Origin of the sequence: Streptomyces sp. NPDC051136, from assembly GCF_044455745.1 — a bacterium.
Taxonomy (GTDB): Bacteria; Actinomycetota; Actinomycetes; order Streptomycetales; family Streptomycetaceae; genus Streptomyces.
In genome coordinates, this window is record NZ_JBITFE010000001.1 from 101,278 (window position 1) to 115,645 (window position 14,368).

Consider the following 14,368-nt stretch of genomic DNA (forward strand, 5'->3'; position numbering starts at 1 on the left):
ACCTACGGGATCGTAGGCTACGAAACCGTAGGTTACGAGGGCGTAGGTTAAACGCACTGTAAAGGTCGCTGATCAGCAGGCGTCCGGCGTGATGCGACACGGCCCCCGAGAGCCGCAGGTCCGAGGCCGTGAGGACACCTCGCCCGCCGTCTTCAGGCGTACAGCTCCCGCGGCCGGACCGAGAGGCACGTCACACGGCCCCCGGGCTTCTCGGAACTCTCCGATGCCGGCCGGCACCGGCTCGCGGCCGAGGTCTGCCCTTCGGTGAGCCGGGAGCCGGGGCGGTGGACGAGGGCCTTCCTGCCGAGCACGCGGGACCTTCCTCGGGGCGGGGGACCGGCGCGGGTCGACGCCGGCGGTCCGGCGCCGCGTCACGGGCGCCGGTCCGTCATCATGCAGCGGGGACCCGCGTCGACGGAACCCCCGTCAGTCGCCCGTGGTCCTCCTGAGATGCTCGGCGGTGCCGGTCTCCCCGAGCGCCTCCGGCGTGGTCTCCCTCAGTTCTCCTTCCTCGAACAGCAGCCAGCGGGTGATGCCCAGCGACTCCAGGAACGGCATGTCGTGACCGGCCACGATCAGCGCACCCTCGTACGCCTCCAGCGCCGTGGTGAGCTGCCGCACACTCGCCATGTCCAGGTTGTTGGTGGGCTCGTCCAGCATCAGCAGCTGCGGCGCGGGCTCGGCCAGCATCAGCGCGGCCAGCGCCGCCCGGAACCGCTCGCCGCCGGACAGCGTCGCCGCCCGCTGGTCGGCACGGGCCCCCCGGAACAGGAAGCGCGCCAGCCGCGCCCGGATCCGGTTGTCGGTGGCGCCCGGCGCGAACCGTGCGACGTTCTGCGCGACGCTCAGGTCGCCGTCGAGGACGTCGAGGCGCTGCGGCAGGAAGCGCAGCGGCACGTGGGCCGTCGCCTCGCCCGCCACCGGCGCCAGCTCCCCGGCGACGGTGCGCAGCAGCGTGGTCTTGCCCGCGCCGTTGCGCCCCACCAGCGCGATCCGCTCGGGACCGTGCAGGTCGAGGCCGCCCGTCACCCGGGCGCCGTGGGCCAGTTCCAGGTCCCGCAGGGTGAGCACGGTCCGGCCCGGGGGCACGGCCGTGTACGGCAGGTCGACGCGGATCTCGTCGTCGTCCCGCACGGCCTCCGCCGCGTCGTCCAGCCGCTCCCTGGCCTCGGCGAGCTTCTCCTCGTGCATGATGCGGTACTTGCCGGCCGACTGCTGGGCCGTGCGGGCGCGCAGCTTCATCACCGCACGGGGTTCGCGCTTCGTGTCGTACATCTTCTGCCCGTAGCGCCTTCGGCGGGCGAGGACGACCTGGGCGTCGGCCAGTTCGCGCTTCTGCTTGCGCAGGTCCGACTCGGCGACCCGCACCATCCGCTCGGCCGCCTCCCGCTCCACGGCCAGCGCCTCCTCGTACGCCGAGAGGTTCCCGCCGTACCAGGTGACCGAGCCGGACCGCAGGTCGGCGATCTGGTCGACCAGTTCGAGCAGCTCCCGGTCGTGGCTGACCACGACGAGTACGCCGGGCCAGGACCGGACGGCCGCGTACAGCCGCCGGCGCGCGTAGAGGTCGAGGTTGTTGGTGGGCTCGTCCAGGAGCAGGACGTCCGGCCGGTCCAGCAGCAGCGCGGCCAGCCGCAGCAGCACCGATTCGCCGCCCGAGACCTCGCCGACGGTGCGGTCGAGGCCGACGTGGCCGAGACCCAGCGCGCCGAGTGTCGCGAGAGCGCGTTCCTCGACGTCCCAGTCGTCGCCGACGGTCTCGAAGTGCTCCTCGTCCACGTCGCCCGCCTCGATGGCGTGCAGTGCGTCCCGCCGTGCGCGGATGCCGAGCGCCTCGTCGACGCGCAGGCCGGTGTCGAGCGTGACGTTCTGCGGCAGATAGCCCACCTCGCCGGTCACCCGGACGGTGCCGCCCGCCGGAGCGAGCTGCCCGGCGATCAGTTTCAACAACGTCGACTTGCCCGCCCCGTTGACGCCGACGAGGCCGGTCCTGCCGGGGCCGAAGGAGACGTCGAGGTTCTCGAAGACGCCGGTGCCGTCGGGCCAGGCGAAGGACAGGGACGTACAGGTGAGGGAAACGGGGGAAGCAGAGTAGGTAGACATACGGGGTCTCCGCGGTTGCTCGAAGCGGTCAGGGGCAAACGCGTATCGAGACACCGAAGCGGGCGGCCGCCGTCGGACGAGAGGAGGAGGGGGGCCCTGCTCCGCAAGGGACGGGTCGGACGGCTCGAACGCCGAGGTCGCACGCGGCGCACACACGTGGAACACGTGTGACGCGGTGTCTCAGGACCTCAGACGAGCAACGTCCTTCTCCAATCGGCGGCAACAGAAGCGATGTCGAACCTAGAAAAGACCGGTCGGCCTGTCAACGCATTTACGCGGGACCCGGGCAGGGCGCCGGTCAGGACCCGCTCGGACCCCGGACCGGGCTCCCGTCCACGGCCCCGAGGAGGCCCCCGTGCCCAACGGCTCGCTCTCACTGCCGGCCCGGCTCTGCCTGCTGGCCTGGGACCCCGCGCGGTCCACGGCCGCCGACACCGCCCGGGTCCACCACCTGGTGCGGGCCGGCGCGCTGACCGAACTGGCCCAGCGCGGTCTGCTCACCGACGACGAGGGCATCGCCACCCCCGCCGACCTGGACTCCCGCACCGGGGACGCCGTCCTCGACGGGCTGCTGGAGCTCGTCCGCGAGTCGCTGCCGCGCCGGTGGCGCACCTGGGTCAGGTTGCACGCCCGGGTCACCTACGACGCCGTACGGGAGCAGTTGGTGGCCGAGGGACATCTGAGGGCCGAGAAGAAGCGCGTGCTCGGCGTGTTCCCGTCGGTGGAGCACGTGCTCGCGCGGACGGCCGTGCCGGGGGCGCTCCGCGACGAGGTGCGCCGCACTCTGGAGGGACCGCTGCCGGCCGGGGAGGTCGCCGAGCGGGACGCGGCCCTGGCCGTGCTGGCGGCCGCCGCCGGGCTGGGCGTCCCGGCGGGCGCCACGAGCGGGGCGCGCGGCCGGGCACGCATCACCGAGCTGACCGGACGGTGCGGGAGGGCGGAACCCGGTATGCGGAGGATCGTGGGCGAGGTGTGGGGCGCGGTGAGCGACGAGGCCGCCCGGACACCGGCGTCGGCGCGCGGCTGAGCGGCGGCCGGCGCCGCGGAACCCGGACCGGCGGGGCCCGGGGGAGTGACCGGCCCACCTGACCGGCCCTGGCTGGCCCACCTGACCGGCCGTCAGGGAGCGGTCAGTAGCTCCCCCGCATCAGCTCGGCCAGGTCGTGGTCGAGGTCCAGCTGGAGGTGCTCGAGACCCACCGGCACCAGCTCGCCGGCGGCCTGCAGGAAGCGGCGCAACTCGCCCGAGCGCACGTGGATCACGGCGGTGCCCTCGGGCGCGTGGAACTCCAGGACCGTGCGGTCGTATCCGTACGGGCGCACCCGGACGTCGCCGTGACCGTTCGGCTCCTGCATCCCGGCGATGAGCAGCTCGCGGGAGAAGGTCCAGCAGACCTCCACGCCTTCGAGGGTGGCCGGCGCGGGGAACGTCATGCGGACGGCGAACGGGTCGTCCCGGTCGTAGTGCAGGGTGGCGGGAATGCTCGGCATGCGCGGTGCGGCGGCGACGAGACGCGCCTCGACGGGCTGCTCGATGACGGTGGACAACGCCTTGCTCCCTCGTGACGGCTGGACGGGCTTCGGGGATGGTGCGGGCCGGGCATGGAGAGAGACGTCGGAATCAGCCCATCCGTGCACACGACGAGCGAGTGACCTCTGTCACCGCGTTCATGCCAGGAGGGGTCCGGGAGTGACCGGGCTCTCCTCGCGTGCTCCGCAGCGGCACGTGCGGCACGTGCGGCACTCGTGCACCACGCGCGCGGGGCGGCGGGGGCCCTCTGGACGGCGCGGGGGACGTGGGCTAGCTTCGCCCGCCATGAGGCGCTTGGGAAGCACGCGACGCACGGCACGGCCGGTTCGGACCGGCGGGAGGCGCACGGGGCGGGCGGTGCTCGCGGGGGCCGTCTGCGCGGCGGCGGTGGCCGCGCTGACCGCCGTACCCGCCCGGGCGCACCAAGGGCCGCACTGGGACGTGCGGGACACCGGGGTCTTCGACGTCCGGTTCCGTGGGCTCGCCGCCGTCAGCCGGCACACCGCCTGGGTGGCCGGCACCCGGGGCACCGTGCTGCGGACCACCGACGGCGGCGGCACCTGGCGCGACGTCTCCCCGGCGGGGGCGGGCGCACTGGAGTTCCGGGACATCGAGGCCTTCGACGCCCGCCGGGCCGTGGCCCTGTCCATCGGAGAGGGCGAGGCGTCCCGGGTGTACCGCACCGACGACGGCGGCGCGACCTGGACCGAGTCCTTCCGCAACACCGACGCACGTGCCTTCTACGACTGCCTCACCTTCTTCGACCGGCGCCACGGCCTGGCCATGAGCGACCCGGTGGACGGCAGGTTCCGCATCCTGTCGACCAGCGACGGCGGCCGCTCCTGGACGGTGCTCCCGAACCGGGGGATGCCCGCCGCGCAGGACGGCGAGGCCGGGTTCGCGGCCAGTGGCCAGTGCCTGGTCTCGGCCGGGCCGAGGGACGTGTGGCTGGCCACCGGCGGTGCGGCACGCGCGCGTGTCCTGCACTCCGCCGACCGCGGACGCACGTGGACGGCCACCGACGCGCCGATCCCGGCCGGTGACCCCGCCCGAGGCGTCTTCGCCCTCGCCTTCCGCGACCGTGCCCACGGACTCGCCGTCGGCGGCGACTTCCGCCCCGAGCAGGACTCCCCGAAGGCCGCCGCCCGGACCGCGGACGCCGGCCGCACCTGGCACCCCGCCGACCGGCCCCCGCCCGCCTACCGCTCCGGCGTCGCGTGGCTCCCGCACAGCCGCACCGCCGCCCTCGCCGTCGGCCCCTCGGGCACCGACCTCACCACGGACGGCGGACGCACCTGGCGGACGGTCGACACCGGGTCGTACGACACCGTGGACTGCACCCCGGACCTGGGCTGTTGGGCCGCGGGAGAGCAGGGCCGGGTGGCCCGGCTGGAGCACTGACGCCGGGCGGGGCGGGGTGAGTGTCCGTAACGTGGGTAACCGTTCGCTGAACGTGAGAGGAAGTGAGCGGACATGCCGAGCGGTTCGAGCCCCAAACGGGAACGGCAGTACGAGCACATCAAGAAGAGCGCGAAGGACCGCGGCGAGAGCACCGGCCGGGCCGAGGAGATCGCGGCCCGTACGGTGAACAAGGAGCGCGCGCAGTCCGGCGAGTCGAAGACCGCCAGCCGTACCTCGACGCAGGACAAGTCGCCGAGCAAGCGCGGCGGCCAGCGGTCCGGGAACCGCCAGGGACCCCAGGGCCCCACCTACGACCAGCTGTACGAGGAGGCAAAGCGCCGAGGCGTCCACGGCCGGTCGAGCATGAACAAGGGCGAACTGCGCCAGGCCCTGGGCAAGTGAGCGGCGCCCCCTAGCCGCGCGTCTCCCGGTACCTCTCCGGTCCGGACGCCGTCTTCGAGGCGGCGAACTCGGTGACGCGGGACGCGCACACGCCGGCCCTGACGAACCGGTCGCCCGGGGTGATCTCCTCGATCCGCGTGCGGTCCTCCGCGAGGGCGAGGATCACCCCGCCGCCGCGGGGCGCCTTGGGGCCGGACGCCAGGTGCACGCCCTGCTCGTAGAGTCCGTCCAGCCAGGCCACGTGGTCCGCCAGTACGGCGTCGACGGCTTCGAGCGAGGCGGTGAGTGGGGCAGCTCCGGTACGAACATGATCGCGAGACTGCTCCGGGCTCCCGTAGGGTGGCGGCCACCATGACGACCGTGCCCGTGCAGATCCCCGACGACTGGCCCGCGACCGAGGAGCAGGCCCGCGCCGTGCAGGACGAACTGCGCGCACGCGTGGTGCTCGACGAAGACGGCCCGCCGCCCGGCACCGGCCTGGTGACCGGTGTGGACGTCGCCTACGACGACGCCCGCGACGCCGTCGCGGCCGCCGCCGTCGTGCTGGACGCCGCGACCCTCGCCGTCGTCGCCGAGGCCACGGCCGTCGGGCGCGTCTCCTTCCCCTACGTGCCCGGTCTGCTCGCCTTCCGGGAGGTCCCGACCGTCCTGGCCGCCCTGGAGGCGCTGCCCTGCCCGCCCGGCCTCGTCGTGTGCGACGGCTACGGCCTGGCCCACCCGCGCCGCTTCGGCCTCGCGAGTCACCTGGGCGTCCTCACGGACCTGCCCACGATCGGCGTCGCCAAGAACCCGTTCGCCTTCACCCACGACGACCCGGACGCGCCGCGCGGCAGCACGTCCCCGCTGTTCGACGGCCCCGAGGAGGTCGGGCGCGCGGTGCGCACCCGTGACGGGGTGAAGCCGGTCTTCGTCTCCGTCGGGCACCGGGTGAGCCTCGGCAACGCCTGCGCGCACACGCTCGCCCTGGCACCCGTCTACCGGCTGCCGGAGACCACCCGCAGGGCCGACGCCCTGTGCCGCGCTGCCCTGCGGCGCCTGCAACAGCCCCGTTGACCACTCTCCGGCACGGTGCCGGGCGCGCCGCCCGCTCCCCTGGAGCGGGGTGGCGTGAAGGGCTGCCCCGGTGGACGGAAGCTCAGGCGGCCTGAGTATCCGTACGGATGTGCCGCCGCCGCCCGCCCCGGCAGGGTGGACGGCATGACGGCACCCCGCGCACCCAAGTACTCGGCCCAGCCCGCCCGGCCCGCCGATCGGGCCGTGGCCGCGGGCCTCGTGCTGGCGCTGATCGCGGGGCTGGCCTGGATCGGCGGGATGATCTACACGATCGCCGGATGGTCCGGCTAGCCCCCACCGGGCCCCTTCCCCACCGACCCGGGCCCACGGACCCCGGCCCACTGGAACTTTTGCCGGCCGCCCCGGGCCCGCGGGCGCCCGCCGGACCGGATCCCGGCCCGCGGGAGCCCGGCGCACGGGACCCCGACCCACGGGAGCCCGGCCGACCGGAGCCGGGCCCACCGCACTTCGGTCCACGGGAAGCCGGGTCCGCCGACCAGGGCCGTTACGTGCCTGTCCAGGACCCGGGCTCAGGGGATCCGGGGCCTGCCCCGGCCTGCGACCTCCCGGACCTGGACCCGCCCATCGAGCCGCGGCCCGTGGGACCGGGGCCCGCCGGACCCGTTCCGCGCCCTGCGGGACCTGGATCCGAGCCCGCCGGACCCGTTCCGCGACGAACCGGGCCTGGACTTGGGCCTGCCGCCCCCTTCCGCACCCCGCCGGACCCGGACCCCGAGCCTGCCGGACCCGTTCCGCGAAGTGCGGACCTGGATCCCAGCCCCACCGCACCCGGCCCGCCGGACCCGTTGCCGCGACGTGCCGGACCCGAGCCCGGCCCCCGCCGGACGCGGACGCGGACGCGGACGCGGACGCGGACTTGGACCGCCGGCCCGGCCGGGGCCCGCGCCCCGTGGCCTGCCGAATCCGGGCCCGGGCCCGCCAGACCGGCTCCGGACCCGACCCCCCGCCCGCCAGACCCGACCCATCGGCCCGGCCGAACTCCTCGCGGGGCTCAGCGGGTCGTGGCCACCCGGAAGTCGATGCCCGCCGCCCGCAGCCGTTCGGTCAGCGCGTCGCCCATCGCCACGGCCGTGGTGACCTGGCCGGCCGTGGGCGGCAGGGTGTCCAGCGCGAGACAGAGTGCCGCCTCGGCGAGCATCTTGGCGGTCTCGTCGTACCCGGGGTCGCCGCCCGCGACCTCGGTGAACACCTTCCGGCCACCGCCCTCGCCCACGAAGCGGACCGAGAACCAGCTCCTCGCCCGCCGCTCGGCGCTCGGTCCGTCACCCGGCGCCAGCCGGCCGGACAGCCAGCGCCGCGCGGGCGGCACCTGGGCCGCCGCCAGCAGGGCGCCCACGGCCGCCACCCCGCCCACCGCGACGGGCAGGTGCCGTACGGCCGCGTAGTGGCGGTAGCGGAAGTCGGGGCCGTAGCGCTCCAGGGCCTTCGCCGACCTGCGCACGATCTGCGCGTCGACGGTAGGCAGCGGCAGCGCCCACGCCCCCACCTCCCCGGCGAACCGCGGCGCCCCCGTCGGCGTCACCACGCGGCGCCCCACCAGGCGGGGTTCGTGCCGGCGGCGTTCCAGCGCGGCGGCCCGCAGCCGGCGGCCCCGCGCGAACTGGCCCAGCGCGGAGGCGAACGTACCGCCCGAGAACGCGGCGCCGACCCGCACGTAGCCGTCCACGCTCAGCGGCACGCCCTCCGGCAGCTGCCGCACGGTGAAGTACACGCCGAGGTCGTGCGGGACGGAGTCGAAGCCGCAGGCGTGCACCAGCCGGGCGCCGGTCTCCCGCGCGCGGGCGTCGTGCCGGACGTAGGTCAGGTCCACGAACTCGGGCTCACCGGTGAGGTCCAGGTAGTCCGTGCCGGCCTCCGCACAGGCGGCGACCAGCGCGTCGCCGTACCGGACGTAGGGACCGACCGTCGTGGCCACCACGCGCGCGTGCTCGGCGAGTTCCCGCAGCGAGGCCGGATCGGAGACGTCCGCGCGGAGCACGCCGATCTCCGCCCCGCCGGGCAGCCGGTCACGCAGCCGGCGCAGCTTCTCCTCGCTGCGGCCCGCGATCGCCCAACGCAGCCCCTCGGGCGTGTGCTCGGCGAGGTACCGCGCCGTGAGTTCGCCGACGAACCCCGTCGCCCCGAACAGCACGATGTCGTACGGCCGGTCGGCCGCATTCAGCCTGCTCATGACATCCCTTCGTCACCCGTCGGCGGTTCCCCGGCCCGCAGCACGCGCCGTCGCCGGTGGCTGAGGCTAGCGTGAGGAGCGCGCGGCCCGAAGAGGAGCCTGCACCATAATTGGCTAAGCGCTTGCTCGCTCGGGTCTTGTGCCGAGTGGAACACGTTCTTAGCATCATCGGTGTTACATCGGTTGTGTCACAGAGCTGGGGGCTGGATGTCGGAGGCGAGGACGCCGACGCGGACGCCGGGCGCCGAGGGCCCGCTCGCCGGTGTGCGCGTGGTCGAGCTGGCCGGCATCGGCCCCGGCCCGTTCGCCGCCATGCTCCTGGCCGACCTGGGCGCCGACGTCGTCCGCGTCGACCGTCCGGGCGGGCCCGGTCTCGGGATCGACCCCGGCCGCGACGTCACCAACCGCAACAAGCGCTCCGTGGTCGTCGACCTCAAGGCGCCCGACGGGCCGGCCTGCGTCCTCGACCTCGCCGAACGCGCCGACGTCCTGATCGAGGGCTACCGCCCCGGCGTCGCCGAACGGCTCGGCGTCGGCCCCGCCGACTGCCACGCCCGCAACCCGCGCCTGGTCTACGGCCGCATGACCGGCTGGGGCCAGGAAGGCCCGCTCGCCCAACGCGCCGGGCACGACATCGGGTACATCGCGCTCACCGGCACCCTCGGCATGATCGGCGCCCCCGACGAGCCGCCGGCCGTCCCCGCCAACCTCCTCGGCGACTACGCGGGCGGCTCCCTGTACCTGGTCGTCGGCGTCCTCGCCGCCCTGCACCACGCACGGGCGACCGGCGCCGGGCAGGTCGTGGACGCCGCCATCGTCGACGGCACCGCCCACCTCTCCGCGATGATCCACGGCATGCTCGCCGCAGGCGCCTGGCAGGACCGGCGCGGCGCCAACCTCCTCGACGGCGGCTGCCCCTTCTACGGCACCTACGAGACCGCCGACGGCCGGTACATGGCGGTCGGCGCGCTGGAGCCGCGGTTCTACGCCGAGTTCACGCGCCTCCTCGGCCTGCCCGACCAGGCACCGGCCCGCGACGACCCGGCCCGCTGGCCCGAACTGCGCGCGGCCGTCGCCGCCCGGTTCAGGTCCCGTACCCGCGACGAATGGACGGCGGTCTTCGAGGGCTCCGACGCCTGCGCGGCCCCCGTCCTGTCGCTGCGCGAGGCCCCGCACCACCCGCACCTCGCCGCCCGTTCCACGTTCACCGACCACGACGGCATCACCCAGCCGGCCCCCGCGCCCCGCTTCTCCGCGACCCCCACCGCCGTACGCACCGGGCCCGCCCTGCCCGGCGCCGACGGCGCGTCCGTGGCCCGCGACTGGGACCTGCCCCGCGACCCCGGCCCCTGCCCGGCGTCACCCCACCCGAATCCCTCAGCGCACCACCCTCAGTGAAAGGCCTGCCAGTGAGCACCGAAGCGTACGTGTACGACGCGATCCGCACCCCGCGCGGACGCGGCAAGGCGAACGGCGCCCTGCACGGCACCAAGCCCGTCGACCTGGTCGTCGGCCTCATCCACGAGATCCGCGCCCGCTTCCCCGGCCTGGACCCGGCCGCCGTCGACGACATCGTGCTCGGCGTCGTCGGTCCGGTCGGCGACCAGGGCTCCGACATCGCCCGCATCGCGGCGATCGCGGCGGGACTGCCGGACACGGTGGCCGGTGTCCAGGAGAACCGCTTCTGCGCCTCGGGCCTGGAGGCCGTCAACATGGCGGCCATGAAGGTGCGCTCCGGCTGGGAGGACCTGGTCCTCGCGGGCGGCGTCGAGTCCATGTCCCGCGTCCCGATGGCCTCGGACGGCGGCGCCTGGTTCAACGACCCGATGACCAACCTCGCCACCAACTTCGTCCCGCAGGGCATCGGCGCCGACCTCATCGCCACCATCGAGGGCTTCTCCCGCCGCGACGTGGACGAGTACGCGGCCCTGTCCCAGGAGCGCGCGGCCACCGCCTGGAAGGAGGGCCGTTTCGACCGCTCCGTCGTGCCGGTGCGGGACCGCGCCGGCCTCACGGTCCTGGACCACGACGAGCACCCGCGGCCCGGCACGACCGCCGACTCGCTGGGGAAGCTCAAGCCGTCCTTCGCGGACATCGGCGAGCTGGGCGGCTTCGACGCCGTCGCGCTGCAGAAGTACCACTGGGTGGAGAAGATCGACCACGTTCACCACGCCGGGAACTCCTCCGGCATCGTCGACGGCGCCTCCCTGGTCGCCATCGGCTCCAAGGAGGTCGGCGACCGCCACGGCCTCGCCCCGCGCGCCCGGATCGTGTCCGCAGCCGTCTCCGGCTCCGAGCCCACCATCATGCTCACCGGCCCCGCCCCGGCCACCCGCAAGGCCCTCGCCAAGGCCGGGCTGACCATCGACGACATCGACCTGGTCGAGATCAACGAGGCCTTCGCGGCGGTCGTCCTGCGCTTCGTCAAGGACATGGGCCTGTCCCTGGACAAGGTCAACGTCAACGGCGGCGCGATCGCGCTGGGCCACCCGCTGGGCGCCACCGGCGCGATGATCCTCGGCACCCTCGTCGACGAACTGGAGCGCCAGGACAAGCGCTACGGCCTCGCCACCCTGTGCGTGGGCGGCGGCATGGGCATCGCCACGATCGTCGAGCGCATCTGACCCCCTCCCGACGGATACGACGGCCGCGACGGCCTCGACGGATCACCTGGAGCACACCCTCATGAGCACCGAGCCCACCACCATCCGCTGGGAGCAGGACGACACCGGCGTCGTCACCCTCGTCCTCGACGACCCCGACCAGTCCGCGAACACCATGAACCAGGCGTTCCGCGACTCCCTCGCAGCGGTCACCGACCGCCTGGAGGCCGAGAAGGACTCCGTCCGCGGCGTCATCGTCACCTCCGCCAAGAAGACCTTCTTCGCCGGCGGCGACCTGCGCGACCTGATCCGCGTCACCCCCGAGACCGCCCAGGACCTCTTCGACGGCGGCATGGCCATCAAGCGGAACCTGCGCCGCATCGAGACCCTCGGCAAGCCCGTCGTCGCCGCCCTGAACGGCGCGGCCCTCGGCGGCGGCTACGAGATCGCGCTGGCCTGCCACCACCGCGTCGCCCTGGACGCGCCCGGCTCCAAGATCGGCTGCCCCGAGGTCACCCTCGGCCTGCTCCCCGGAGGCGGCGGCGTCGTCCGCACCGTCCGGATGCTCGGCATCACCGACGCCCTCCTGAAGGTCCTCCTCCAGGGCACCCAGTACAACCCGCGCCGCGCTCAGGAGAACGGCCTGGTCGACGAGGTCGCCGACAGCCGCGAGGACATGCTCGCCAAGGCCCGCGCCTTCATCGACGCCCACCCGGAGTCCGCCCAGCCCTGGGACAGGCCCGGCTACCGCATCCCCGGCGGCACGCCCGCCCACCCGAAGTTCGCGGCCAACCTGCCCGCCTTCCCGGCCAACCTGCGCAAGCAGACGAACGGCGCCCCCTACCCGGCGCCGCGCAACATCATGGCCGCCGCCGTCGAGGGCTCCCAGGTCGACTTCGAGACCGCACAGGTCATCGAGGCCCGTTACTTCGTCGAACTGGCCGCCGGGCAGACCTCGAAGAACATGATTCAGGCGTTCTTCTTCGACCTCCAGGCGGTGAACTCGGGCGCGAACCGCCCCAAGGGCGTCGAGCCCCGGCAGGTGACCCGGGTGGCGGTGCTGGGCGCGGGGATGATGGGCGCGGGTATCGCCTACTCGTGCGCCCGCGCCGGTATCGACGTGGTGCTGAAGGACGTCTCCCTGGAAGCGGCGCTCAAGGGCAAGGCGTACTCGGAGAAGCTGTGCGCGAAGGCGGTGGCCAAGGGCCGTACCAGTCAGGAGAAGGCGGACGCGCTGCTGGCCAGGATCACACCGACGGCCGAGGCGGCCGACCTGGCGGGCTGCGACGCGGTGATCGAGGCGGTGTTCGAGGACACCTCGCTCAAGCACAAGGTCTTCCAGGAGATCGAGCACGGCGTCGCCCCCGACGCGCTGCTGTGCTCCAATACCTCCACCCTCCCCATCACGGCGCTGGCCGAGGGCGTGGAGCGGCAGGGCGACTTCATCGGGCTGCACTTCTTCTCGCCGGTGGACAAGATGCCGCTGGTGGAGATCATCAAGGGGGAGCGGACCGGGGACGAGGCGCTGGCCCGCGCCTTCGACCTGGTCCGGCAGATCAACAAGACGCCGATCGTGGTCAACGACTCGCGCGGCTTCTTCACCTCCCGGGTCATCGGCCACTTCATCAACGAGGGCGTCGCCATGGTCGGCGAGGGCATCGAGCCCGCGTCGGTGGAGCAGGCGGCGGCGCAGGCCGGCTACCCGGCCAAGGTCCTGTCCCTGATGGACGAGCTGACCCTCACCCTCCCGCGGAAGATCCGCAACGAGACGAAGCGGGCCGTGGAGGAGGCCGGCGGCACCTGGACCGCGCATCCCGCCGAGGCGGTCATCGACCGCATGGTCGACGAGTTCGGCCGTCCCGGACGCTCGGGCGCCGCGGGCTTCTACGAGTACGGCGAGGACGGCAGGCGCGCCGGACTCTGGCCGGGACTGCGCGAGCACTTCACCAAGGCCGGGTACGAGATCCCGTTCCGGGACATGCAGGAGCGGATGCTCTTCTCGGAGGCGCTCGACACCGTCAGGCTCCTGGAGGAGGGCGTGCTGACCTCCGTCGCCGACGCCAACATCGGCTCGATCTTCGGCATCGGCTTCCCCGGCTGGACCGGCGGTGTCCTGCAGTACGTCAACGGTTACGAGGGAGGCCTGCCCGGCTTCGTGGCCCGCGCCCGGGAACTGGCCGACCGCTACGGCGAGCGCTTCACCCCGCCCGCGCTGCTGGTGGAGAAGGCGGAGCGGGGCGAGGTCTTCTCGGACGGCCGCTGAGCCGGCCGCGGCGGGGACCGGGGTGCCGCCTCAGTCCTCGCCGCCCTGACCGTCCCCGCCGCTCTCGCCGTCCCGGTCGAGCCACTCCCGCAGTTCCTCGCGCAGCGACCGCTGGAACGTGGTCAGCAGCGCCTGCACCACCAGCGGGTGCATGTGCGCCGACAGGGACCTCACGTCCGGCGCGTTCCGTTCGGCCACCGCGTCGCGCAGCAGCAGCGACAGGTCGCGCGCGGCGGCGCGGGAGTGCTCCAGCAGCGCGGTACGGGCGGCGAGCACCGTCTCGGTGGAGAAGGGCACGTCGAGCAGCTCGACGCCGAGCCGGAGCAGCCCGGCGTCGACCCGGTACCCGTCGCCGTCGGGCACCACGACGTCCATCGCCCCCAGCCGGTCCACCTCCTCGTCGGTGAGCGGCCGCCCCGCCCGCCTGCCCAGCTCCTCACGGGTGACCCGCTCCACCGTCTCCGGCGCCCAGGAGGCCACCACCGCGCGGTGCAGCGCCAGGTCGTGGGCGCTCAGGTCCGACGGCAGCCGGCTCAGGTACCGCTCGATCGCGGCCAGTGTCATGCCCTGGTGCTGCAACTCCTCGATCAGCGCCAGCCGGGCCAGGTGCTCCCCGTCGTAACGCCCCACCCGGCGCGGACCGAGCACCGGAGGGGGCAGCAGTCCCCTGGTGCCGTAGAAGCGGACCGTGCGCACCGTGAGGCCGGCCCGCGCCGCAAGCTCGTCGATCGTGAGGGTCTGCCCCCCGGCGCCGGCCGCGTCGGTTTCGCTCGTCGTCATGTGCAGCAGTATCGCTGTCCCACCAACGCTGTCACACCTCTT

12 protein-coding genes and 1 pseudogene are annotated in these 14,368 nt (G+C 74.1%); 8 read left to right on the forward strand and 5 right to left on the reverse strand.

Annotated features, from left to right (window positions below):
* Positions 1-426: 426 nt before the first annotated feature.
* On the reverse strand, positions 427-2,103 hold the full coding sequence (locus ACIBCJ_RS00390; RefSeq protein ID WP_365981437.1) for an ABC-F family ATP-binding cassette domain-containing protein: 1,677 nt from the start codon (positions 2,101-2,103) through the stop codon (positions 427-429).
* 355 nt (positions 2,104-2,458) lie between these two features.
* On the opposite strand from ACIBCJ_RS00390, the gene ACIBCJ_RS00395 reads away from it, so the two are divergent.
* Positions 2,459-3,130, forward strand: coding sequence for a GPP34 family phosphoprotein (locus ACIBCJ_RS00395; protein WP_365981438.1), 672 nt, complete (start codon positions 2,459-2,461; stop codon positions 3,128-3,130).
* Positions 3,131-3,233: 103 nt separating this feature from the next.
* Here the strand turns inward: ACIBCJ_RS00395 and ACIBCJ_RS00400 are convergent, their stop codons facing one another.
* On the reverse strand, positions 3,234-3,650 hold the full coding sequence (locus tag ACIBCJ_RS00400) for an SsgA family sporulation/cell division regulator (protein WP_362091137.1): 417 nt from the start codon (positions 3,648-3,650) through the stop codon (positions 3,234-3,236).
* Positions 3,651-3,990: 340 nt separating this feature from the next.
* Here ACIBCJ_RS00400 and ACIBCJ_RS00405 point away from each other — a divergent pair, with 340 nt between their 5' ends.
* Together ACIBCJ_RS00405 and ACIBCJ_RS00410 are read left to right on the forward strand one after the other, a co-directional pair.
* Positions 3,991-5,034: an oxidoreductase gene (locus ACIBCJ_RS00405; protein WP_365981439.1), complete on the forward strand. Its 1,044-nt coding sequence runs from the start codon at positions 3,991-3,993 to the stop codon at positions 5,032-5,034.
* A 72-nt stretch (positions 5,035-5,106) separates the two neighbouring features.
* Positions 5,107-5,436, forward strand: a complete 330-nt coding sequence (locus ACIBCJ_RS00410; protein ID WP_362091142.1) for a plasmid stabilization protein — start codon at positions 5,107-5,109, stop codon at positions 5,434-5,436.
* A 10-nt stretch (positions 5,437-5,446) separates the two neighbouring features.
* On the opposite strand, the pseudogene ACIBCJ_RS00415 reads toward ACIBCJ_RS00410, so the two are convergent.
* Positions 5,447-5,745: pseudogene (locus ACIBCJ_RS00415) on the reverse strand (YciI family protein).
* 42 nt (positions 5,746-5,787) lie between these two features.
* Between ACIBCJ_RS00415 and ACIBCJ_RS00420 the strand changes: the two are divergent.
* Together ACIBCJ_RS00420 and mmpA are read left to right on the forward strand one after the other, a co-directional pair.
* The gene (locus ACIBCJ_RS00420) at positions 5,788-6,489 is read left to right on the forward strand and encodes an endonuclease V (RefSeq protein WP_365981440.1); all 702 of its coding nucleotides are present in this window, start codon (positions 5,788-5,790) and stop codon (positions 6,487-6,489) included.
* Between the two features lie 144 nt (positions 6,490-6,633).
* Positions 6,634-6,780, forward strand: coding sequence for a morphogenic membrane protein MmpA (mmpA, locus tag ACIBCJ_RS00425; RefSeq protein WP_365981441.1), 147 nt, complete (start codon positions 6,634-6,636; stop codon positions 6,778-6,780).
* 721 nt (positions 6,781-7,501) lie between these two features.
* On the opposite strand, the gene ACIBCJ_RS00430 is transcribed toward mmpA, so the two are convergent.
* A complete protein-coding gene (locus ACIBCJ_RS00430; RefSeq protein ID WP_362091150.1) occupies positions 7,502-8,680 on the reverse strand; it encodes a saccharopine dehydrogenase NADP-binding domain-containing protein in 1,179 nt (392 codons plus the stop codon).
* A 207-nt stretch (positions 8,681-8,887) separates the two neighbouring features.
* Between ACIBCJ_RS00430 and ACIBCJ_RS00435 the strand changes: the two genes are divergently transcribed.
* From ACIBCJ_RS00435 to ACIBCJ_RS00445, 3 genes are all read left to right on the forward strand, one after another.
* Entirely contained in the window at positions 8,888-10,078 is a 1,191-nt protein-coding gene (locus tag ACIBCJ_RS00435; RefSeq protein WP_365981442.1) for a CaiB/BaiF CoA-transferase family protein, read from the forward strand.
* Between the two features lie 11 nt (positions 10,079-10,089).
* Positions 10,090-11,304: an acetyl-CoA C-acetyltransferase gene (locus tag ACIBCJ_RS00440; RefSeq protein ID WP_365981443.1), complete on the forward strand. Its 1,215-nt coding sequence runs from the start codon at positions 10,090-10,092 to the stop codon at positions 11,302-11,304.
* Between the two features lie 61 nt (positions 11,305-11,365).
* Positions 11,366-13,546, forward strand: coding sequence for a 3-hydroxyacyl-CoA dehydrogenase NAD-binding domain-containing protein (locus ACIBCJ_RS00445; protein ID WP_365981444.1), 2,181 nt, complete (start codon positions 11,366-11,368; stop codon positions 13,544-13,546).
* Positions 13,547-13,576: 30 nt separating this feature from the next.
* Here ACIBCJ_RS00445 and ACIBCJ_RS00450 read toward each other — a convergent pair whose 3' ends face one another.
* Positions 13,577-14,326 (reverse strand): MerR family transcriptional regulator, encoded by a 750-nt coding sequence (locus ACIBCJ_RS00450; protein ID WP_362091162.1) that lies wholly within the window; start codon positions 14,324-14,326, stop codon positions 13,577-13,579.
* Between the last annotated feature and the right edge of the window lie 42 nt (positions 14,327-14,368).